The sequence below is a fragment of the Geodermatophilus sp. SYSU D00697 genome, from assembly GCF_054050175.1.
The window spans coordinates 18,133-38,448 of sequence record NZ_JBJGYV010000010.1 but is presented as its reverse complement, the minus strand read 5'-3'; the positions used below and the strand labels follow the sequence as shown (position 1 = coordinate 38,448).

The following is a 20,316-nucleotide window of genomic DNA, read 5'->3' as shown; positions in this document are numbered from 1 at the left end:
TGTCTGGGGGCTCGGGTGCGGGTCAGCCGACGAAGCGCCGTCCGGCGGCCTCGAGACGGTGGGCGATGCTGCCGTCGATGACCTCGTCACCGACGCGGATGACCAGGCCGCCGAGGACGTCGGGGTCGACGGTCACCTGGAGCCCGATCGGCCTCCCGTAGAGACGGCTGAGCACGTCTCCCAGTCTGCGCTCCTGCGCATCGGTGAGCGCCACGGCGCTGGTGACGTGGGCCACCGACCGGCCACGGCGGGCCGAGGTCACCTCGGAGAGCCGCTCGATGGCGTTCTCGGCGTTGCCGACGTGCCGGCTGGTCAGGTGGCTGCGCAGCAGGAGCGCGGAGATCGGGCTGACCCGACCGCCGAGCAGCCGCTCCAGCAGCGCGGACTTGCCGGCGGCGGGTGCGGTGCGGTCGGTGAGGATCCGCGACAGCTCGGGGTTCGCCGCGACGATCCGGCCGAACCGGAACAGCTCGTCCTCCACCCCGTCCAGCTCGCCGCGGGCGTCCGCGGCGTCGAGGGCGGCGTCGGTCGCGAGGGTCTCGGTGGCCTCGACCAGGTCCAGCGGCCGCGACCAGCGCTGCCGGGCCACCGTCTCCACGAGGTCGAGGGTGGCCCCGGACACCTTGCCGCCGAGCAGCCGGCGGGCCAGGCCGGCCCGGTCGGCCGGCTTGCCGGACGGGTCCGACAGCGCCCGGCGCAGGGACACCTGGTCGTCGAGCAGGCGGGCGACGGCGAACAGCTCCTCGGACAGGCCGAGGAGCTCGTCGCCGGACGCGGCGCGGGACTGCCCGGTCAGGCGGTCCCGCGCCCTCTCGACCAGGCCCGAGGCGGGTTGGGAGATCTCGGTCAGGCGCTCACGCGCCTGCGCGAGCGCCGCCCGGCTGGAGGCGTCCATCAGCGGTTGCCCTCCGGGGCGTACACCGAGCTGCCGCTGCGGCCGTCCGGGGACCCGGCTGCCATCCCGTCGAGCTGGTCGAGGAACCGGTCGACGGTGCCGCTGCGGCGGGCCTGGTCCTCGAGGGACTCCCCGACGACACGGCCGGCGAGGTCGACGGCGAGCGCGCCGATGTGGCCGCGCAGCTCGTTGACGACCTGCTGCCGGGAGGCGGCCAGCTGCTCCTCGCCGCGGGCGAGGATCCGCGCGGACTCCTGCTGGGCCTGGGCGCGCAGCTCCTCGAGGATCTGCTGCCCCTCCGCACGGGCCTGGTCGCGGATCTGCGCCGCCTCGGTACGGGCCTCGGCCAGCTGGGCGCGGTACTGGTCCAGCGCCGCCTTGGCCTCCGCCTGCATCGCCTCGGCCCGCTCGATGCCGCCCTCGATCGCCTCGCGGCGGGCCCGGAAGACCTGCTCGAAGCGCGGGGCGACGAACTTGGCGAACACGAAGAAGACGATCGCGAACGCGATCAGCCCGATGATGATCTCGCCGACGGGCGGCAGCAGCGGGTTGTGTGCCTCCGCAGCCTGGATGCTCATGTCTGTGTCCCTATGTCAGATGGGTCCGACCTGGAGGGAACGGGTCAGCCGGCGTTGCCGGGCCCGAAGATGAAGGGGACGACCAGGCCGATCAGCGCGAGCGCCTCGGAGAGGGCCGCACCGAGGAAGGCGTAGGTGCGGGTGAGGCCGGCGGACTCGGGCTGGCGGGCCGTGGCCTGGATGTAGGCGGCCCAGACGATGCCGACGCCGATACCCGGGCCGATCGCGGCGAGGCCGTAGCCGACCGAACCGATGCTGCCGACGAGCTCTGCCATGACGTCCATGCGGGGTGGTTCCTCCTGTGTCGGTCGCCCGGGCTTCCCGGGCGGCTGGCTTGGGGGGTGGTGCGGTCAGTGAGCGGGCTCGACGGCGCCGTTGAGGTAGGTCGCCGTGAGCACGGTGAAGACGTAGGCCTGGAGCACGATCACCAGGAGCTCGAAGAACGTCATGACCACGGCCATGACGAACGAGGCGGCCCCGAAGAGGGGGAAGATGCCGCCCGCGGTGAACAGGTAGACCGCGCCCAGGGAGAAGACGACCAGCAGCATGTGGCCGGCGAACATGTTCGCGAAGAGCCGCACGGCCAGGGTGAAGGGCCGGATCACGAACACCTGGAGCAGCTCGATGGGCGTGACCAGGATCAGCGCGCCGACCGGCACGCCGGGCGGGATCGCGGCGTCCTTGAAGTACCGGCCCGCCCCCTGCTCGCGGATGCCGACCCAGTTGTAGAGCACCCACACGATGACCGCGAGGACCAGCGGGAACCCGAACTTCGACATCGGCGAGATCTGCGCGAACGGGATGATGCTCATCGCGTTGTTCGCGAGGATGAAGAAGAACAGCGAGGCCAGGAACGGCGCGAACGGCAGGCCCTTGGGGCCGATGACGTCGCGGGCCATGCCGTCGCGGATGAGGGAGTAGCCGCTCTCGCCGAGCCACTGCAGCTTGCCGGGGACGATCGAGGGCTTGCGCACCGTGGCGACCAGCAGGGCGAGGATCGCCGCGGTGGCGATCCACAGGAGGATCGTGATGCGGGTGATCTCGAAGTCGATCCCGAGGAGGGAGAACGAGGCCAGGGGCTCCGGGTAGAACTCCGCGATGGTCGGAGCCTGGAAACCGCCTTCCTCACCACCTTCGGCGGCGAGCACGTCGACGAGCGCGAGGGCGCTGGAGGTCACCGTTGTCCCTTCTGCGTCCTGGTCGGGCGGCGTCGCCCGCCCCGGGTGGAGCCGGTGCGCCGGTCCCCCTCGGCCGGGGGCACGACGCCGTACTTGACGACCACCAGGTAGATGGCCACCGTGAGGCCGAGGAGTACGCCGATCAGGGCGACGAAGCGCGTGCCCCACCAGCGGTCGAGCAGCAGCCCGACCCCGCCCCACACGATGATCCCGGAGAGCATGGTCCCGGTGATCCCCCAGCCGATGTCGGCCCCGCTGGGCTGACGGTCGGTGGGCGTTGCAGGTCGAGGTCGAGAACCCCCGCGAGAGGAGCTGTCCTCGGCCATCGCTGCGGACACTATCAGCCGCGTGTCGCGGGCCCCTCCGGCGGAGTGGCCGTTCCCCCGGTCGAGGGCGGTGCGGGGGGTTGCACGTAGTAGATGCGCCGGGTCCAGACCCACCGCTGCTGCACGACGCTCCACAGCAGCGCACCGGCGATGACCGTCCACGCCAGCGTGCGCCGGTCGACCCAGCCGTCGGCCGGCAGGGACTCCAGGACCACGGCCAGGACCAGGACCTTCACGAAGAAGGACCCCAGCGCGGCGGGCAGGGTGAAGGCGTCGCCGTGGCGGCCCGCCCACGCGATGACCAGCCCGGACGCGGCGAAGAAGGCGGTCACCACCACCGCCCCGACCACGACCGCATAGGCGTCGTCCGCACCGCCGAGCAGGCCCGCGAGCGGGGCGGCGACGGCGGTGAGCCCGGCGGTGACCAGGCCGCCCACCCGGAGGAAGGAGAGGTCCCAGGGGATCTCGCGCTGGGACGTGGTCTGGGTCATCGGACTCCCTGCCCGGCACCCGCCGCCCGCGGGGACGGCTCGGCGGGCTGGTCCGGGGACCGGCCGGGACTGCTCGTGGTGGCGCGGAGGGCCCGCGCCGTGGGGTGGTCGGCGCGGCTGCGCTCGCGCTGGGCGGCCAGCTCGGCGGCCCGAGCCTCCCGCGCGGCCCGGCGGGCCCGCGGGCTGAGGACGACGACGACGCCGACCACGAGGAGGACGCCGATGGCGACCAGGAGCTCGGCGGTGCCCCCGGTGATCGACAGCGTGACCGCGCCGAAGGACAGCAGCGCCGCCCAGAAGTACATGACCATCACCGCGCGCCGGTGCGAGTGGCCGATGGCCAGCAGCCGGTGGTGCAGGTGCATCTTGTCCGGCGAGAACGGCGACTGCCCGCGGCGGGTGCGCCGGATGACGGCCATCACCAGGTCGATGAACGGGATGGACAGCACCGCGACCGGGACGAGCAGCGGCAGGGCGAGCGGCAGCAGGCTCGCCGCGGAGTCGAACGACTGCGGGTCGACCCGGCCGGTCGCGGTGACCGCGGCGGCCGAGAGCATCAGCCCGACGAGCATGGACCCCGAGTCGCCCATGAAGATCCGCGCCGGGCTGAAGTTGTGCGGCAGGAAGCCGAGGCAGGCGCCGGCGAGCACGGCGGTGATCAGGGCCGGGGCGCTGGCGACCTCGTCGTAGCCGACCAGGCCCAGGTTGTAGCTGTAGGCGAAGAAGGCCAGCGCCGCGACCGCCGAGACGCCCGCGGCCAGCCCGTCGAGACCGTCGATGAAGTTGAGCGCGTTGACCGTGAGGACGGTCAGCAGGATGGTCAGCGGGACGCCGATGTCCGGGCCGAGGGAGAGCGTGCCGATGTCGGCGACCGGCAGGAAGACGAAGGCCAGCTGGACGCCCATCAGCACCATCACGCCGGCGGCCGCGATCTGGCCGGTGAGCTTGGTGAGCGCGTCCAGACCGAACTTGTCGTCGAGGACGCCCAGCGCGCAGATGAGCCCGCCGGCGACCAGGACGGCCGCGGTCTGGGAGTCCTCGAAGGTGCGTTGCAGCGCCGGCAGCCGGGTCGCCACGAGCACCGCCGCGGCCACGCCGAGGTACATCGCCACCCCACCGCCCCGGGGGGTGGGGATCACGTGCACGTCCCGCTCGCGCGGGGCGGCCATCATGCGCAGCCGGACCGCCACCATGCGCACCACCGGGGTGGCGAGGAAGGTGACCAGCCCGGCGGTGAGCAGGACGACGACGTACTCGCGCATCGGTCAGCCGGGGCCGGGAGGAGTCCCGGCTGCACGGCCCGCCACCCGGCCGGTGGCCCAGGAGGGGGTGCTCATGGCGGCAGTGCTCCCGGCGGGATCGGCGACGGAGGGTCCTCCCACGGTAGCGCTCCCGACGGGCGTCCACCCCGACGGCGCGGGCTCCCCGCTCCCCCGGGCCCTCAGTCGGTGAGCTCGGGCACGACCTCGCGGAGGCGGTCGACGGGGATCGCGCCGATGCGCAGGACCCGGGGGGTGGGGCCGGTGCAGTCGACGATCGTGCTGGCCGCCGAGGAGTTCCGCGGCCCGTCGTCGAGGACCACCGCCGCGTGCATCCCCAGCTGGGTGATCGCCTGCTCGGCGGTCGTGGCGGCCGGCCGGCCCGAGCGGTTGGCGCTGGACACGGCCAGCGGTCCCGTGCGGCGCAGCAGGTCGCGGGCGACGTCGTCGTCGGGCAGCCGGACGGCGACGGTGCCCTCGGCGTCCCCCAGGTCCCAGGCCAGCGAGGCCGCGTGCTCGACCACCAGGGTCAGGCCGCCGGGCCAGAACGCCTCGGCCAGCCGCGTGGCCACCGGCGGCACGCTGGTCGCCAGGCCGGCCAGGGTGGAGGCCTCCCCGATGAGCACGGGCACGGGCATGGTGCGGCCGCGGTTCTTCGCCGCGAGCAACCGGGTGACCGCCGCGGGGGTGAACGCGTCGGCGGCGACGCCGTAGACGGTGTCGGTGGGCAGCAGCACCAGCTCACCGGCGCCGATCGCCGTCACCGCGGCGTCCAGCCCGGCGGTCCGGGCCTCGGGGTCGGTGCAGTCGTAGGTCGCCGGGGTCGGAGATGGGGCCACGGGACCGGAGTCTGTCACCCCGACCGCCGCCGGGCGGTGGTGTACCGGGGGCGGCCGGCCAGGTCGGCGTGGTCGGCCACGTCGGTGAAGTCCCCGTGCGCCCGCACGAGCGCCGGCAGCGCGCCGCCCTGCTGGTCGGCGTGCTCGATGCCCAGCGCTCCTCCGGGACGCAGCAGCCGGGCGGCGGTCCGCACCAGGCCGCGGACGACGTCCAGCCCGTCCGGGCCGCCCCACAGGGCCAGCGGCGGGTCGTGGTCGGCGACCTCGCGCGGCACCCGGGCGCCGTCGGGCACGTACGGCGGGTTGGAGACGACGACGTCCACGGCGCCGTCGAGGGCGGTCAGCAGCCGCGGGTCGGTCATGTCGCCGGACAGCACCTCCACCGGGGTGTCCCCCGCGGCGGCCCGCTCGGCGGCGTTGTGGCGGGTCCACTCGATCGCTCCGGCGTCCCGCTCGACGGCGGTGACGCGGGCGCCGGGGTGCTCGTGCGCGATCGACAGCGCGATGGCGCCCGATCCGCTGCCGAGGTCGACCACGACGGGCTCCGGGATGCCGGCGAGGCGGCCCAGCACCCACTCCACGAGGAGCTCGGTCTCCGGGCGGGGCACGAACACCCCCGGGCCGACGGCGAGCTCCAGGTGCCGGAACGGTGCACGCCCGGTGAGGTGCTGCAGCGGCACCCGGCCGGCCCGCTGGTCGAGCAGCCCCGCGAACCGGTCGGCCGCGTCACCGGGGACGTCGCCCAGGGTCAGCAGGCCCGTGCGGGAGACGCCGAGCACGTGCGCCAAGAGCAGCTCGGCGTCCACGCGCGGGGACTCGACGCCCGCGTCGGAGAGCCGGCGTACCGCATCGGCGAGCAGCCCGCGCGCGTTCAGGACCCGGCTGCCAGGAGCTCGGCGGTGTGCGCGCGGGTGAGGGCGTCGATGACCGGGTCGAGCTCGCCGTCGAGCACCTGGTCGAGGTTGTGCGCCTTGAACCCCACCCGGTGGTCGCTGATCCGGTTCTCCGGGAAGTTGTAGGTGCGCACCCGCTCGCTGCGGTCCACGGTGCGCACCTGGCTGCGCCGCTGGTCGCTGGCCGCGGCGGCGGCCTCCTCGCGGGCGGCGGCGAGCAGCCGCGAGCGCAGGATCCGCAGCGCGGACTCCCGGTTCTGCAGCTGGCTCTTCTCGTTCTGGCAGCTGACCACGATGCCGGTGGGCAGGTGGGTGATCCGGACGGCGGAGTCGGTGGTGTTCACGCTCTGCCCGCCGGGGCCGCTGGACCGGAAGACGTCGATGCGCAGGTCGTTCGGGTCGACGGTGACGTCGACCTCCTCGGCCTCGGGGAGCACGAGGACCCCGGCGGCGGAGGTGTGGATGCGCCCCTGGCTCTCGGTGACCGGCACCCGCTGGACGCGGTGCACGCCGCCCTCGAACTTCAGCCGCGACCAGATGCCCTCGTCCCCGCGCGACTTGATGGCCACCGAGACGTCCTTGTAGCCGCCGAGGTCGGCCTCGACCGCATCGATGACCTCGGCCGACCAGCCGCGCCGCTCGGCGTAGCGCAGGTACATGCGCAGCAGGTCGCCGGCGAACAGGGCGGACTCCGCGCCCCCCTCCCCCGCCTTGACCTCGAGGATCACGTCCTTGTCGTCGTCGGGGTCCTTGGGCAGCAGCAGCTCGCGCAGCCGCTCCTCCAACTCCGGGACGCGCTGCTCGAGCGCCCGGGCCTCCTCCCGGAAGGACGGGTCCTCAGCGGCCAGCTCCCGGGCGGCGGCCAGGTCGTCGTGCGCGGCGTCCAGGGCTCGCTTGGTCTCCACGACGGGCGCGAGCTGCGCGTAGCGGCGGCCCAGCCGCCGGGCGCGGGCCGCGTCGGCGTGGACGGCCGGGTCGGCCAGCTCCTGCTCCAGGGCCGCGTGCTCGGCCAGCAGCCCGGTCACCCGGTCGGGCGCGGCCTCGGTGGGGCTGCTCAACGAAGGTCACCTCTGTCGGTGGGGGTGGGCGCGGGGGCGGACACGACGACGGCGCCCGTCCCACGCGAGGTGGGACGGGCGCCGTCGGGGGTGCTACTTCTCGGCGTTCGCGCCGCGCTTGCCGAAGCGCTTCTCGAAGCGGGCCACGCGGCCGCCGGTGTCGAGGATCCGCTGCTTGCCCGTGTAGAACGGGTGGCACGCGGAGCAGGTCTCCACGGTGAGCGTGCCGCCGGGGGCGGTGCTGCGGGTGGTGAAGGTGTTCCCGCAACCACAGGTCACCGTGGTGGTGTGGTAGTCGGGGTGGATGCCGGGCTTCATGATGCTGCCTCTTCCGGGGACGTCGGTGCTGTCTGGCTGAACGCCGGCGGCCGGCCGGTCATTCCGGGCGCGCAGCGGGGCTCGGCGGTCCAGTGTCCCAGACGGCCGGACCCCGCTGCAGCGGTGGTCAGTCGCGCTCGGGGCCGAGCGTCGTCTTCTGGATCTGCATGAGGAACTCGATGTTGTTGCGCGTCTTGCGCAGCTTGTCGAGCAGCAGCTCCAGGGCCTGCTGGGGCTCCAGCGCGGCGAGCACCCGGCGCAGCTTGATGACGATGGCCAGCTCGTCGGGCGACATGAGGATCTCCTCCTTGCGCGTGCCCGACGCGTTGACGTCGACGGCCGGGAAGACCCGCTTGTCCGCCAGGCGGCGGTCCAGCTTGATCTCCGCGTTACCGGTGCCCTTGAACTCCTCGAAGATGACCGTGTCCATCGTGGACCCGGTCTCCACCAGCGCCGAGGCGATGATGGTCAGCGAGCCGCCGTTCTCGATGTTGCGGGCGGCGCCGAGGAAGCGCTTGGGCGGGTAGAGCGCCGTGGAGTCGACACCACCGGAGAGGATGCGCCCGCTGGCGGGGGCCGCCAGGTTGTAGGCGCGGCCCAGGCGGGTGATCGAGTCCAGCAGGACGACGACGTCGTGGCCCATCTCGACCAGGCGCTTGGCCCGCTCGATGGACAGCTCGGCGACCGTGGTGTGGTCCGACGGCGGCCGGTCGAAGGTCGAGGCGATGACCTCGCCCTTCACCGAGCGCTGCATGTCGGTGACCTCCTCGGGCCGCTCGTCGACGAGGACGACCATGAGGTGGCACTCGGGGTTGTTCGTCGTGATCGCGTTGGCGATCGACTGCAGCACCATCGTCTTGCCGGCCTTGGGCGGGCTCACGATCAGCGCGCGCTGCCCCTTGCCGATCGGCATGACCAGGTCGATGACGCGGGTGGTCAGCTGGTGCGAGTCGGTCTCCAGCCGCAGCCGCTCCTGCGGGTAGAGCGGGGTCAGCTTGGTGAACTCCGGACGCTGCCGCGCCTGCTCGGGGTCGAGACCGTTGACGGTGTCGAGCCGCACCAGCGCGTTGTACTTGTCCTTGCGCTCGCCGTCGCGCGGCTGCCGGACGGCACCGGTGATGGCGTCACCGCGACGCAGGCCGTAGCGGCGCACCTGCGAGAGGGACACGTAGACGTCGTTCGGGCCGGTCAGGTAGCCCGACGTCCGGACGAACGCGTAGTTGTCGAGGACGTCGAGGATCCCGGCCACCGGCAGCAGGACGTCGTCCTCGCTGATGGTGGGCTCGCCCTGGTCGAACCGCTCCCGGCCGTTGTTGCCCCGGCGGTTGCGGTCCCGGTAGCGACGACCGCGGCGGCCGCGGCCACCCTCGAAGTCGTCGTCGTCCTCGTCGTTGCGGGCGTCGGCGCCACGGTCGTCGCGACCGCTGCCCCGGTTGTCGTTGCGGTTGTCCGGCCGGCCTCCGCGCTCACCGCGCTCGGGGCCGCGGTTGCCGTCACGGCTGCCGCGCTCGGCCCGGTCACCGTCGCGGGGGCCACGCTCGGCCCGGTCGCCCCGCTCCTCGCGGGGGCCGCGCTCGGCCCGGTCACCGTCGCGGGGGCCACGCTCGGCCCGGTCGCCCCGCTCCTCGCGGGGGCCGCGCTCGGCCCGGTCACCGTCCCGCTCGGTGCGGTCGCCGCGGTTGCGGCCGCTGCGCTCGCGGTTGCGCTGCGGGCGGTCGCCGTCGGTGCGGTCGTCGTCGGTCTTCTCGGGAGCCGGAGCCGCGGCCGTGTCGCCGGCGGGCGCCTCGGCGCGGACGTCGGGGGTGGCGGTGGTGGCCGCGGCGGACGGGGCGGCCGTCTCGGCCGCCGGTGCGCCCGCGGGACGGCTCGCCGCGCGACGGCGCCGCGGCGCGGCCTCGGCGGTGCCCTCCGCCGGTGCGGTGACCGGACCGCCGTTCGCGCCGCCGCTGACCGGGGCCTCGAGGGGTGCGGCCGTGGCCGCGACGCCGCGGGCGCTGTCGGCGCTCCGTGCGGTCGGGATGCCGGCCGTCGTGCCGGTGTCCTCGGTGGCGGGCGCGCCGCTGGCGCCCTCACCACCCACCTGACGGGCGGAGATGGCGGCGACCAGGTCGCCCTTGCGCATCCGGCCGGTGCCGGAGATGCCGAGCTCGGCCGCCAGCCGCTGCAGTTCGGGCAGCAGCATGCCGGACAGCCCGCTGCCGCGGCGACGGGTCCGGCCCGTCGTCCCAGAAGCGGCAGGTGCCTCGTCGGTACCCGCACTCTGCGGGGTGACGAGGTCGGTGGTCTCGCTCACGTACAGGTCCTTCCCTGCGGAGACCTGCGCCTAGCAGCGCAGGGGGTGACCCGGTTCCCCTCCCTACTGACCTGTCCAGGGCAGCGAGAAGAACGGGATCGAGTGGGTGCGAGGCGGTATCTGCGGCGACGGAACATCGTCTGCATCGCCCCGCGCGAGGCTCGCCCTACTGGGCGGCTACGTCGTGAGCCTAAACCGCGCTCACGGACACGACAACACCGTCCGACACGGGTGTGTTCCTCGTTACCGAGACGATACCTGACGCTGACCTGCGAGCACGCAGGCACCGGTCCGGTCGACGTCGAGCGGCAGCACGGTCCACCCCGTCGGGGTGAGATGGGACACGTCCGCACCGGCAGCCGCGCCTCCCGCGAGCACGAGGACGGTCGGCCCGGCCCCGGAGACGACCGCGGCGTGGCCGGCGGCCCGGAGCCGGTCGACCAGGTCGAGGGACGCAGGCATCGCCGAGGCCCGCTGCCGCTGGTGGAGCCGGTCCTCGGTCGCCGCCAGCAGCAGTGCCGGCGCGGTCGTGAGCGCGTGGACCAGCAGCGCGGCACGGCCGGCGTTGGACGCGGCGTCGGCGTGCGGGACGGCGTCGGGCAGCAGCCCGCGCGCGACGTGCGTCGACAGGGTCTCGTCGGGGACGAACAGCACCGGGACGACGTCGGGGTGCACGTCGAGCCGCTCGGCACGCGCGCCGGTGCTCTCCATCCAGGACAGCGTCGCCCCGCCCAGCAGGCAGGCGGCGACGTTGTCGGGGTGCCCCTCCAGCGCGGTGGCCAGCCGGAGCACGACGGCGTCGTCGACCGCCTCGACCTCTGGGCACAGCGCCCACGCGCCCAGCACCCCGGCCACCACCGCCGCCGCGGAGGAGCCCATCCCCCGACCCTGCGGGATGCCGTTGCGCGCGAGGACCCGCAACCCCGGCGGGGTCCAGCCGAGCTCGTCACAGGCGGCCCGGAAGGCCCGCACCACCAGGTGGGACTCGTCGAGCGGCAGGTCGTGCGCGCCCTCGCCCGTCACGGAGACCTCGAGCCCGGTGGGGGCGACGGCGAACCCGACCACGTCGTGACGGGTGAGGGCCAGGCCGGCGCAGTCGAAGGCCGGACCGAGGTTGGCGCTGGTCGCCGGGACGCGGACCTGCACCGCATCTCCCTGCGGCGGGGTCACAGGCCCAGCTGCGCGGCGGCCACGGCGGCGTCGACGGGGACGGTCACGGGAGCCGGGGCGCCGGAGATGGCCCACTCCGGGTCCTTGAGGCCGTTGCCGGTGACGGTGCAGACCACCCGCTGCCCGGACTCCAGCTCCCCGGCCTGCGCCACCTTGAGCAGGCCGGCCACCGAGGCGGCCGAGGCGGGCTCGACGAAGACCGCCTCGCTGCGGGCCAGCAGCCGGTAGGCGGCGAGGATCTCCCGGTCGGTGACCGCGTCGATGCGCCCGCCCGACTCGTCCCGGGCGGCCAGCGCCTTGGTCCAGGACGCGGGGTTGCCGATCCGGATCGCCGTGGCGATGGTCTGCGGGTTCTCGACGACCTGCCCGCTGACGATCGGCGCGGCGCCCGCGGCCTGGAAGCCCCACATCCGCGGTGTCCGGGACGCCGTCCCGTCGGCGGCGTACTCCCGGTAGCCCTGCCAGTAGGCGGTGATGTTGCCGGCGTTGCCCACGGGCAGGCAGTGGATGTCGGGGGCGTCGCCGAGGACGTCGACGATCTCGAACGAGGCGGTCTTCTGTCCCTCGATGCGGAACTGGTTGACGCTGTTGACCAGGCTGACCGGGTAGTCGATCGCGAGCTTGCTGGCCAGCGCCAGGCAGTCGTCGAAGTTGCCGTCGACCTGCAGCAGCTTGGCCCCGTGCACCAGCGCCTGGGCCAGCTTGCCCAGCGCGATCTTGCCCTGCGGCACGAGGACGGCGCAGACGAGGCCGGCCCGGGCGGCGTAGGCGGCGGCGCTGGCGCTGGTGTTCCCGGTGGAGGCGCAGATGACCGCCTGCGACCCCTCCTCGACGGCCTTGGTGATGGCCATCGTCATCCCGCGGTCCTTGAACGACCCGGTCGGGTTGGCGCCCTCGACCTTGAGGTAGACCTCGCAGCCGGTGCGGCGGGAGAGCTCCGCGGCCGGCACCAGCGGGGTCGCCCCCTCCTGCAGGGTCACCACGGGCGTGCTGTCGCTGACCGGCAGCCGCGACCGGTAGGCCTCGATGAGCCCCGGCCACAGCGGCGAGACGGTGCCGCGCACGGGCAGCTGCGTCGTCATGACAGTCCCTCCACACGCAGGATGCTGGTCACGGCGCGGACGGCCGGCATCTCCCGCAGCGCGGTGACCGTCGCCGACAGCGCGGCGTCGGGGGCGCTGTGGGTGACGATGACCAGCGTCGCGGCGTCCCCGTGCCCGTCCTGCCGCACGGTGGCGATGCTGACCCCGTGCCGCGCGAACTCCTGCGCGACCGTCGCCAGCACGCCGGGCTTGTCCGCCACGTCGAGGCTGACGTGGTACCGGGTCGGCGTCTCGGCGATCGGCCGGGCGGGCAGGCCCGCGTAGGTGGTGACGCCGGGACCGGCGACGCCGGACACCCGGTTGCGCGCCACGGCCACCAGGTCGCCGAGGACGGCGCTGGCGGTGGCGTCGCCGCCGGCCCCCTGGCCGTAGAACATCACCTGCCCGGCGGCCTCGGCCTCGACGAAGACGGCGTTGAACGCCCCGCCGACGGCGGCCAGCGGGTGCGTCGTCGGGATCATCGCCGGGTGCACGCGGACGGCGACGGAGTCCCCGCCCTCGCCCGGGACCCGCTCGCAGATCGCGAGCAACTTGACCGTGCAGCCGATCTCGGCGGCGCGGGCGACGTCGGTCGCGGTGACCGTGCTGATCCCCTCGCGGTGGACGTCGCCGGCGGTGACCTCGGTGTGGAAGGCCAGCGAGGCGAGGATCGCGGCCTTGGCGGCGGCGTCGAAGCCGTCGACGTCCGCGGTCGGGTCGGCCTCGGCGTAGCCCAGCTCGGTCGCCTCGGCCAGCGCCTCGGTGAACCCGTGCCCGGTCTCGGCCATGCGGGACAGGATGTAGTTCGTCGTCCCGTTGACGATGCCGACCACCCGGCGCAGCTGGTCGCCGGCCAGCGACTCGCGCAGCGGGCGCAGCAGCGGGATCGCCCCGGCCACCGCCGCCTCGTAGTACAGGTCGACGCCGGCCTTGGCGGCGGCCGCGTGCAGCTCGGTGCCGTCGTCGGCCAGCAGCGCCTTGTTGGCGCTGACGACCGACTTGCCCGCCTCGAAGGCGGCCAGCAGCAGCGAGCGCACCGGCTCGATCCCGCCGATGACCTCGACGACGATGTCGACGTCGGGCCGGGTCACCAGTCCGTGCGCGTCGGTGGTCAGCAGGTGCGCCGGGACGTCGGGATGCCGGTCGGGGCGGCGGACGGCCACCCCCGCCACCTCGACCGGCCGGCCGATCCGGGCGGCGAGGTCGCCGGACTGCTCACCGAGCAGGCGCAGCACCGCGCTGCCGACCGTGCCGCAGCCGAGCAGGGCGACCTTCAGCGGCGTCGTCACGAGGTGGCTCCCACGGGGTTCTCGGGCGCGGGCTGGTCGATCGCCGGCGAGGGGGCGGGCACGTCGGCGAGGACGGCGTCGAGGGCGAACACGTCCGACAGTGTCTGACGCCGCACGATCTCCGTGGCGATGCCGTCCCGCACGGCCACCACCGGCGGCTTGAGCAGGTAGTTGTAGTTGCTCGCCATCGACCAGCAGTAGGCGCCGGTCGCCGCGACCGCGAGCAGGTCGCCGGGCTGCACGTCCGAGGGCAGCCACAGGTCCCGCACCAGGACGTCGCCGCTCTCGCAGTGCTTGCCGACGACGCGGCACAGCGCCGGCGGGGCGTCGGACACGCGGTTGGCCAGCACGCAGGTGTAGGCGGCGTCGTAGAGCGCCGTGCGGATGTTGTCGCTCATCCCGCCGTCGACGGAGACGTAGTTGCGCACCATCGGCGCCCCGGGGGTGCCGCTCGCGCCGAGTCGGACCGGCTTGATGGTGCCGATCTCGTAGAGGGTGACCGTGCCGGGCCCGGCGATCGCCCGGCCGGGCTCCACGGCCAGCCGCGGCACGGGGAGCTGCGCCATCGCGCACTCGGCCTCGACCACCGCGCGCAGCCGCCGGGCGACGTCGGCGGGGCTGACCGGGTCGTCCTCGGCGAGGTAGGCGATGCCGAACCCGCCGCCGAGGTTGAGCTCCTCGAGCACCTGCCCGGTCGCCTGGTGCACCTGACCCATGAGCCCGACCACGCGGTGCGCGGCGGCCTCGAAGCCGGCCGTGTCGAAGATCTGCGAGCCGATGTGGCTGTGCATCCCGGTCAGGCGCAGCGCCGGCTCCCGGATCACCCGCACCGCCGCGGTCAGCGCGTCGCCGGTGGCCAGCGAGAAGCCGAACTTCTGGTCCTCGTGGGCGGTGGCGATGAACTCGTGGGTGTGCGCCTCGATGCCGACGGTGGCGCGGATGAGCACCGGGACCGGCGCGCCACCGGCCGCGACCCGCGCCGACGCCAGGGGCACCAGCCGCTCGATCTCGTCGAAGGAGTCCAGGACGACGTGCCCGATGCCGGCGTCGACGGCCAGCCGCAGCTCGACCAGCGACTTGTTGTTGCCGTGCAGGGCGATCCGCTCGGCCGGGAACCCCGCGGCCAGCGCGACGGCGAGCTCGTTGCCCGAGCAGGCGTCCAGGTGCAGGTCGTCCTCGGCGATCCAGCGCGCCACCTGCCCGCACAGGAAGGCCTTGGAGGCGTAGTGGACGTCGGCGCCGTCGAACGCGGCGGCGAAGTCGGCGGCGCGACCGCGGAAGTCGGCCTCGTCGAGGACGAACAGCGGGGTCCCGTGCGCGCGGGCCAGCTCGGTCACCGGCCGGCCCCCCAGGTGCAGCTCGCCGTCGACCCGGGTCGCCGAGCGCGGCCACACGCGCTCGTCGAGCGTGCCCAGGTCGGCCGGGGGCGGCCCGGCCGCCGGCGGCGGGGTGACGTTGCCGTGCAGCGGCCCCGCGGGGTGCGCCCTCACATCCGCTCCGGGGCGCTCACGCCCAGCACGCCCAGGCCGTTGCGGAGGACGACGGCGGTCGCGGCACACAGCCACAGCCGGGCGGTGGTCAGCGCGGTCGGCTCCTCGTCGCCGCGGGGCAGCACCCGGCAGGTGTCGTAGAAGCGGTGGTAGGTGCCGGCCAGCTCCTCGAGGTAGCGCGCCACCCGGTGCGGCGCGCGCAGCTCGGCGGCCGAGGTCAGCACCCGCGGGAACTCCCCGATCGCCCGGAGCAGGTCGTTCTCCCGCTCGTGGCCCAGCTGCGCGGCGTCGACGTCCCCGGCCTCGCCGAGCACCAGGCCGAGGTCGGCGGCGTTGCGCAGCACCGAGGAGATGCGGGCGTGGGCGTACTGGACGTAGAAGACCGGGTTGTCGTTGGTCTGCCGGCTCCAGAGGTCGACGTCGATGTCGATCTGCTGGTCGACCGAGGCGCGCGCCAGCGCGTACCGGGCGGCGTCCACGCCGATCGCGTCGACCAGGTCGGAGAGCAGCACGATCGTGCCGGCCCGCTTGCTCATCCGGACCGGCTCCCCGCCGCGGAGCAGGTTGACCAGCTGGCCGATGAGGATCTCGAGGTGGCTGTCGGGGTCGTCCCCGGCCGCGGCCACCAGCGCCTTGTACCGGCCGACGTAGCCGGAGTGGTCGGCGCCCAGCATGATCACGACCCGGTCGAAGCCGCGGGCCCGCTTGTCCAGGTAGTAGGCGCAGTCGGAGGCGAAGTACGTCGTCTCGCCGTCGGCCTTGACCAGCACGCGGTCCTTGTCGTCGCCGAAGTCGGTGGTCCGCAGCCAGACGGCGCCGTCGGCCTCGTAGACGTGCCCCTGCTCCCGCAGGCGGGCCAGCGCCTTCTCCACCGCGCCGGAGCCGTACAGCGACGCCTCGCTGAACCAGACGTCGAAGGCGACCCCGAAGTCCTCCATCGACCGGCGGATCTCGTCGAGCATCAGCGCGACCCCGCGCTCCCGGAACACCCGCACCTGCTCGGTGTCGTCCCGGCCCAGGACGTCGGGCTCGACGGCCTGGACCTGGGCGGCGATGTCGGCGATGTAGGTGCCGCCGTAGCCGTCCTCCGGGACCTGCTCCCCCTTCGCCGCGGCCTGCAGGCTCCGCGCGAAGCGGTCGATCTGCGCGCCGGCGTCGTTGATGTAGTACTCGCGCGTCACGTCCGCGCCGCTGGCCTCCAGCAGCCGGCCGATCGCGTCGCCGACCGCGGCCCACCGGCTGCCGCCGATGTGCACCGGCCCGGTCGGGTTGGCCGAGACGAACTCCAGGTTCAGCCGCTGCCCGGTGAGGGTGCCGGTCCGCCCGTACCCCTCCCCCGCGGTGACCGCCTCGACGGCGATGCGCCCGAGCGCGCCCTGCGCGAGGGTGATGTTGAGGAAGCCGGGACCGGCGACGTCGACGGCGGCGATGCCCGGCTGCGCGCGCAGCTCCTCGGCCAGCACCTCGGCGACCGCCCGCGGCGGCTTCCCGGCCGGCTTGGCCAGGCGGAGGGCGACGTTGGTGGCGTAGTCGCCGTGCTCGGGGTTCTTGGGGCGCTCGACGAGCACCTCCTCGGGGACCGCGACGGGCAGCGCGCCGCGGTCGACGGCGGCGGCCACGGCGGTCCGGACGACGTCGCGCAACTGCTCCGGTGTCACCGCACGAGCGTACTGACCGCCGATCCGGCCCCCGGCGGCCCTCCGGGCGCGCGCGTGCCCGGGCCTGCCGGGTCGCCGACCTACAGTGGGGCCCGAGGGGGCGGGCACCGGCTCGTCCCCGGGCCCGGCGCGCCCGCCCGGCCCGCGAGCACCGCCCGACGAGCACGAGGAGCAGGCCGTGGCCAAGGACCGTAAGCCCCAGGACGGCCGCGCGCGCGGCGGGTCCGGCACGCCGGGCTCCGGTTCGGGCAGCCGGCCGGCCGGCGGCACCGCCGGCAGGGGCGGGCGCACCCGCCCGCCGGTCACCAACGTCGTCAGCCCGCAGCGGCCCTGGGGGCTGATCGCCGCCGCGGTCGCCGTGGTGGTGTTCGCCGCCGCCGTCATCACCTACGCGGTGGTGCAGGTCAACGAGGCCGACGCCGCGCGCGTGGACTCCGTCGACGAGATCGCCGGCGTCCAGACCTTCGACTACGCCGCCGGCCAGGAGCACGTGACCACCCCCGTGCAGTACGAGCAGTCCCCGCCGGTGGGCGGGCCGCACGACGGCGAGTGGGCCGACTGCACCGGCACGGTCTACGACGTCGACATCCGGCACGAGAACGCCGTCCACAGCATGGAGCACGGCGCGGTGTGGATCGCCTACAACCCCGACGAGGTCTCCGGTGCCGACGTCGAGACGCTCGCCGACGTCGCCAGCGAGTCCGGCCGGATGCTGTCGCCGTATGCCGGGCTGGACTCCCCGGTCAGCCTGCAGTCCTGGAACCACCAGCTGAAGGTCGACTCGGTCGACGACCCGCGGATCGAGCAGTTCGCCGACTTCCTCACCTTCAACCCCGACTTCTACCCCGAGGTCGGTGCCAGCTGCGAGAACCCGCAGTTCGTCAGCGACCCGCTGACCGTCGACGACGGCAGCCGCGGCACCAGCGCCATGACGACCGACGCCCCGTCGACGCCCACGGCCGCGGCGGAGACCGGCACGCCGTGACCCGCGGGGACGCGCCGGGCGGCGGGCTGCGGACGGCCCTGCTCGCGGTCATCGCCGTCGGGCTGCTCCTGCTCGGCGGCGGGGCGGCGGTGGCGCTGGGCATCGGCCGGGACGAGGTCCCCCCGACGCCGACCTCCGGCTCGGTGGACGCCGGCTTCTCCCGGGACATGGCCACGCACCACCTGCAGGGGGTGGAGATGGCCAACGTCGCCCTGGAGCGCAGCACCGGCCCGGAGGTCCGCCAGCTGGCGTTCGACATCTCCGCCACGCAGACCAACCAGGTCGGCCGGATGCAGGGCTGGCTGTCGCTGTGGGGGCTGCCACCGTCGGGCGGCGACCCGATGGCGTGGATGGCGTCCGAGGCCGGGCACACGGGGCACGACGGGTCGGGGACGTCCGGCGGGCTGATGCCCGGGATGGCCACCGAGGAGGAGCTCGCCGAGCTGCGCGGGCTGTCGGGCACGGCGTTCGACGTCCGGTTCCTGCAGCTGATGATCCGCCACCACCAGGGTGGCCGGGACATGGCCGAGTACGCCGCCGCGCACGCGACCGTGCCGGCCGTCGCCACCCTCGCCCGCACGATCGCCGAGACCCAGACCGCCGAGACGACGACGATGACCGGGATGCTGACCGCCCGCGGCGGTACCCCGCTCCCGGCTCCCTGAGCGCCGGCACCCGGGGAGCCGCCGTCCGGGCCGTCGGGTGGGCCTGGTAGGTTTCTCCCTGCCCCACCGCAGAGCCCCCGTAGCTCAGGGGATAGAGCACCGCCCTCCGGAGGCGGGTGCGCAGGTTCGAATCCTGCCGGGGGCACCCACCGCGGCCATCGTGGCCGGCGCACCGGCCGACAGCCGTCAGAGCGGGTGACCCCGGACGGCGGAGACGACGAGCTCCGGGACCGGGGCGTCGGAGCTGCCCGGAGAGGCACGGCCCGGGAAGTCGAACACGCCGAGCATCAGCTGCACCGGGTAGTCCGGGGCCTGGTCGACGCGCCGGGCGACCTCGCCGTCGACGGTGAAGACCAGCGACCCCGGGGTCCAGTCCACGGCGTAGGTGTGGGACCGGGTCAGGTCGACCGGCAGCCGCTCGGCGGTGAAGTCCTCGGCCAGGCGCGGGTCGCGGAACCGGTGCAGCCCCATCCCCACCGCCGCCGACCCGTCGCGGACGGTGTCGCCGAAGACCTCGACCACGCAGATCTCCCCCGAGTGCTCGGGGCGGTCCTCGATGCCCGACAGCCAGAAGGCGACCATCGAGCGCTCGGTGACCGTCGCGCGCAGAGTCACCTCGACGTGCCCGTAGCAGGGCGTGTAGCCCCGGAACTCCGGCTGCTCCTCGCGCACGACCAGGCCCTCGGCGAAGGGCTGCTGCCCGACGGTGCTGCCCAGCGGGCCTGCGGAGCTGCCGGTCTGCAGGCAGGACACCCGCAGCGGCTCCGGGTGCAGGTCCGGGCACCACAGCGGCTGGTCGGCGGGGACGGTCAGGCGCAGCTCGCCGTCGCGCACCGTGTACGCCGCCGCGGACGCGGCCCGCGAGCTCCAGTGCGGCAGGTAGTACGGGAACCACACGTCGGTGTCGAGCGCCTCCCCGGGGAAGCGCTCGTCGAGCTCCTCGCGCACGGCGGGCAGCGTAGGGCCGGCCGTGCCCCGGCGTCAGCTGGTCAGCAGCCCGCCCTCGACCGGCAGCGTCGTCCCGGTGACGTAGCCGCCGGCGTCGCTGACGAGGAACACCAGCGCCGCGGCCAGCTCGTCCGGGTCCCCCTTCCGGCCGGCCAGCACGCGGGACATCTGGCCCTCGATGTAGCCCTCCGGGTACTGGTCGGTCATCTCCGACTCGAAGAAGCCGGGCGCGAGCGCGTTCACCCGGATGCCCTTGCGGCCGGTCCACTGCTGGGCGAGGTCGCGGGTGAGGCCGATCAGCCCCGCCTTGCTGGCGGCGTACGCCGCCTGGGGCAGGCCGGCCGTGGTCAGCCCGAGGATGCTGGAGATGTTCACGATCGAGCTGCCCGGCTGCATCACCCGCGCGCAGGCCTGCGCCATCCAGTAGCAGCCGTTGAGGTTGACGTCGATGACCTGCCGGAACTGCTCCGGGGTCTCGCGGGTGGCCGGGACGGCGGTGCCGACGCCGGCGTTGTTCACCAGGACGTCGACCTTGCCGAACTCGGCCACGGCGGCGTCGACGAGCCCCTGACAGTCCTCGGGCCGGGCGACGTCGGTGCGCACGGTGATCGCCCGGCGGCCCGTGGCCTCCACGGCCTCCCGGGTGCCGGCCAGGCGGTCCTCCCGCCGGGCGCCGAGCGCGACGTCGCACCCGGCCTCGGCCAGGGCCCGGGCGAAGACCGCCCCCAGCCCGGACGACGCCCCGGTCACGATCGCCACCCGGCCGTCCAGCCGGAACATGTCGAGGATCGTCCTGCCAGCCACGTCGTCGCTCCCGTCGTCGGTGTCGGTCCGGGGCGAGCCTGTCGCGCGACGCGCCCGGCCGCCACCGCGGCGAGGCTGTGGGGTAGACCACAGCGGC

The 20,316-nt window shown here is 74.4% G+C and carries 21 protein-coding genes and 1 tRNA gene; 3 read left to right on the top strand and 19 right to left on the bottom strand.

Annotated elements, in window-relative coordinates; genetic code table 11:
• Window positions 1-22: 22 nt before the first annotated feature.
• The 17 genes from ACI79C_RS10780 to argS all read right to left on the bottom strand — a co-directional run bounded on the left by ACI79C_RS10780 (window position 23) and on the right by argS (window position 16,817).
• On the bottom strand, window positions 23-895 hold the full coding sequence (locus ACI79C_RS10780) for a F0F1 ATP synthase subunit delta (protein ID WP_456945646.1): 873 nt from the start codon (window positions 893-895) through the stop codon (window positions 23-25).
• Complete coding sequence (locus ACI79C_RS10775) at window positions 895-1,473, bottom strand: F0F1 ATP synthase subunit B (protein WP_456945645.1); 579 nt, start codon at window positions 1,471-1,473, stop codon at window positions 895-897. The genes ACI79C_RS10780 and ACI79C_RS10775 overlap by 1 nt, the downstream gene beginning before the upstream one ends.
• 44 nt (window positions 1,474-1,517) lie before the next feature.
• On the bottom strand, window positions 1,518-1,757 hold the full coding sequence (atpE, locus tag ACI79C_RS10770; RefSeq protein WP_100498270.1) for an ATP synthase F0 subunit C: 240 nt from the start codon (window positions 1,755-1,757) through the stop codon (window positions 1,518-1,520).
• 66 nt (window positions 1,758-1,823) lie between these two features.
• Window positions 1,824-2,651 carry a F0F1 ATP synthase subunit A gene (atpB, locus tag ACI79C_RS10765; protein WP_456945644.1) on the bottom strand — a complete coding sequence of 276 codons (828 nt, stop codon included), beginning with the start codon at window positions 2,649-2,651 and terminating at the stop codon, window positions 1,824-1,826.
• Window positions 2,648-2,872 (bottom strand): hypothetical protein, encoded by a 225-nt coding sequence (locus tag ACI79C_RS10760; protein ID WP_456945643.1) that lies wholly within the window; start codon window positions 2,870-2,872, stop codon window positions 2,648-2,650. Before ACI79C_RS10760 ends, atpB begins: the two co-directional genes overlap by 4 nt.
• 119 nt (window positions 2,873-2,991) lie before the next feature.
• Complete coding sequence (locus tag ACI79C_RS10755) at window positions 2,992-3,468, bottom strand: hypothetical protein (protein WP_456945642.1); 477 nt, start codon at window positions 3,466-3,468, stop codon at window positions 2,992-2,994.
• Window positions 3,465-4,730: a glycosyltransferase family 4 protein gene (locus ACI79C_RS10750; RefSeq protein WP_456945641.1), complete on the bottom strand. Its 1,266-nt coding sequence runs from the start codon at window positions 4,728-4,730 to the stop codon at window positions 3,465-3,467. Before ACI79C_RS10750 ends, ACI79C_RS10755 begins: the two co-directional genes overlap by 4 nt.
• Window positions 4,731-4,909: 179 nt before the next feature.
• The gene (locus ACI79C_RS10745; RefSeq protein ID WP_456945640.1) at window positions 4,910-5,566 is read right to left on the bottom strand and encodes an L-threonylcarbamoyladenylate synthase; all 657 of its coding nucleotides are present in this window, start codon (window positions 5,564-5,566) and stop codon (window positions 4,910-4,912) included.
• A 14-nt stretch (window positions 5,567-5,580) separates the two neighbouring features.
• Window positions 5,581-6,426 (bottom strand): peptide chain release factor N(5)-glutamine methyltransferase, encoded by an 846-nt coding sequence (prmC, locus tag ACI79C_RS10740; RefSeq protein ID WP_456945745.1) that lies wholly within the window; start codon window positions 6,424-6,426, stop codon window positions 5,581-5,583.
• Window positions 6,427-6,437: 11 nt separating this feature from the next.
• Complete coding sequence (gene prfA, locus ACI79C_RS10735; protein ID WP_456945639.1) at window positions 6,438-7,517, bottom strand: peptide chain release factor 1; 1,080 nt, start codon at window positions 7,515-7,517, stop codon at window positions 6,438-6,440.
• A 93-nt stretch (window positions 7,518-7,610) separates the two neighbouring features.
• On the bottom strand, window positions 7,611-7,835 hold the full coding sequence (gene rpmE, locus ACI79C_RS10730; RefSeq protein WP_073421697.1) for a 50S ribosomal protein L31: 225 nt from the start codon (window positions 7,833-7,835) through the stop codon (window positions 7,611-7,613).
• Window positions 7,836-7,962: 127 nt separating this feature from the next.
• Window positions 7,963-10,128 (bottom strand): transcription termination factor Rho, encoded by a 2,166-nt coding sequence (gene rho, locus ACI79C_RS10725; RefSeq protein ID WP_456945638.1) that lies wholly within the window; start codon window positions 10,126-10,128, stop codon window positions 7,963-7,965.
• A 243-nt stretch (window positions 10,129-10,371) separates the two neighbouring features.
• Window positions 10,372-11,274 (bottom strand): homoserine kinase, encoded by a 903-nt coding sequence (gene thrB / locus ACI79C_RS10720; RefSeq protein ID WP_456945637.1) that lies wholly within the window; start codon window positions 11,272-11,274, stop codon window positions 10,372-10,374.
• 20 nt (window positions 11,275-11,294) lie between these two features.
• On the bottom strand, window positions 11,295-12,380 hold the full coding sequence (thrC, locus tag ACI79C_RS10715; protein ID WP_456945636.1) for a threonine synthase: 1,086 nt from the start codon (window positions 12,378-12,380) through the stop codon (window positions 11,295-11,297).
• Window positions 12,377-13,669 carry a homoserine dehydrogenase gene (locus ACI79C_RS10710; protein WP_456945635.1) on the bottom strand — a complete coding sequence of 431 codons (1,293 nt, stop codon included), beginning with the start codon at window positions 13,667-13,669 and terminating at the stop codon, window positions 12,377-12,379. Before ACI79C_RS10710 ends, thrC begins: the two co-directional genes overlap by 4 nt.
• Window positions 13,666-15,159, bottom strand: a complete 1,494-nt coding sequence (lysA, locus tag ACI79C_RS10705) for a diaminopimelate decarboxylase (RefSeq protein WP_456945634.1) — start codon at window positions 15,157-15,159, stop codon at window positions 13,666-13,668. The genes ACI79C_RS10710 and lysA overlap by 4 nt, the downstream gene beginning before the upstream one ends.
• Complete coding sequence (gene argS / locus ACI79C_RS10700) at window positions 15,156-16,817, bottom strand: arginine--tRNA ligase (protein ID WP_456945633.1); 1,662 nt, start codon at window positions 16,815-16,817, stop codon at window positions 15,156-15,158. The genes lysA and argS overlap by 4 nt, the downstream gene beginning before the upstream one ends.
• A gap of 178 nt (window positions 16,818-16,995) precedes the next feature.
• Here argS and ACI79C_RS10695 point away from each other — a divergent pair, with 178 nt between their 5' ends.
• The 3 genes from ACI79C_RS10695 to ACI79C_RS10685 all read left to right on the top strand — a co-directional run bounded on the left by ACI79C_RS10695 (window position 16,996) and on the right by ACI79C_RS10685 (window position 18,612).
• Complete coding sequence (locus ACI79C_RS10695; RefSeq protein ID WP_456945632.1) at window positions 16,996-17,802, top strand: DUF3105 domain-containing protein; 807 nt, start codon at window positions 16,996-16,998, stop codon at window positions 17,800-17,802.
• Entirely contained in the window at window positions 17,799-18,467 is a 669-nt protein-coding gene (locus ACI79C_RS10690; RefSeq protein ID WP_456945631.1) for a DUF305 domain-containing protein, read from the top strand. The genes ACI79C_RS10695 and ACI79C_RS10690 overlap by 4 nt, the downstream gene beginning before the upstream one ends.
• 73 nt (window positions 18,468-18,540) lie before the next feature.
• Window positions 18,541-18,612: transfer RNA gene (locus ACI79C_RS10685), tRNA-Arg, on the top strand.
• A 41-nt stretch (window positions 18,613-18,653) separates the two neighbouring features.
• On the opposite strand, the gene ACI79C_RS10680 is transcribed toward ACI79C_RS10685, so the two are convergent.
• Together ACI79C_RS10680 and ACI79C_RS10675 are read right to left on the bottom strand one after the other, a co-directional pair.
• Complete coding sequence (locus ACI79C_RS10680; protein ID WP_456945630.1) at window positions 18,654-19,415, bottom strand: glycoside hydrolase family 16 protein; 762 nt, start codon at window positions 19,413-19,415, stop codon at window positions 18,654-18,656.
• A 33-nt stretch (window positions 19,416-19,448) separates the two neighbouring features.
• Window positions 19,449-20,219: an SDR family NAD(P)-dependent oxidoreductase gene (locus ACI79C_RS10675; RefSeq protein ID WP_456945629.1), complete on the bottom strand. Its 771-nt coding sequence runs from the start codon at window positions 20,217-20,219 to the stop codon at window positions 19,449-19,451.
• Window positions 20,220-20,316 lie beyond the last annotated feature (97 nt).

Bases quoted from the DNA above. Each gene is read 5' to 3' on its own strand.
- ACI79C_RS10750 (WP_456945641.1), bottom strand. From the start codon at position 4,730: ATGCGCGAGTACGTCGTCGTCCTGCTCACCGCCGGGCTGGTCACCTTC.
- ACI79C_RS10760 (WP_456945643.1), bottom strand. From the start codon at position 2,872: ATGCTCTCCGGGATCATCGTGTGGGGCGGGGTCGGGCTGCTGCTCGAC.
- atpE (WP_100498270.1), bottom strand. From the start codon at position 1,757: ATGGACGTCATGGCAGAGCTCGTCGGCAGCATCGGTTCGGTCGGCTAC.
- ACI79C_RS10755 (WP_456945642.1), bottom strand. From the start codon at position 3,468: ATGACCCAGACCACGTCCCAGCGCGAGATCCCCTGGGACCTCTCCTTC.
- ACI79C_RS10780 (WP_456945646.1), bottom strand. From the start codon at position 895: ATGGACGCCTCCAGCCGGGCGGCGCTCGCGCAGGCGCGTGAGCGCCTG.
- ACI79C_RS10775 (WP_456945645.1), bottom strand. From the start codon at position 1,473: ATGAGCATCCAGGCTGCGGAGGCACACAACCCGCTGCTGCCGCCCGTC.
- rpmE (WP_073421697.1), bottom strand. From the start codon at position 7,835: ATGAAGCCCGGCATCCACCCCGACTACCACACCACCACGGTGACCTGT.
- thrC (WP_456945636.1), bottom strand. From the start codon at position 12,380: ATGACGACGCAGCTGCCCGTGCGCGGCACCGTCTCGCCGCTGTGGCCG.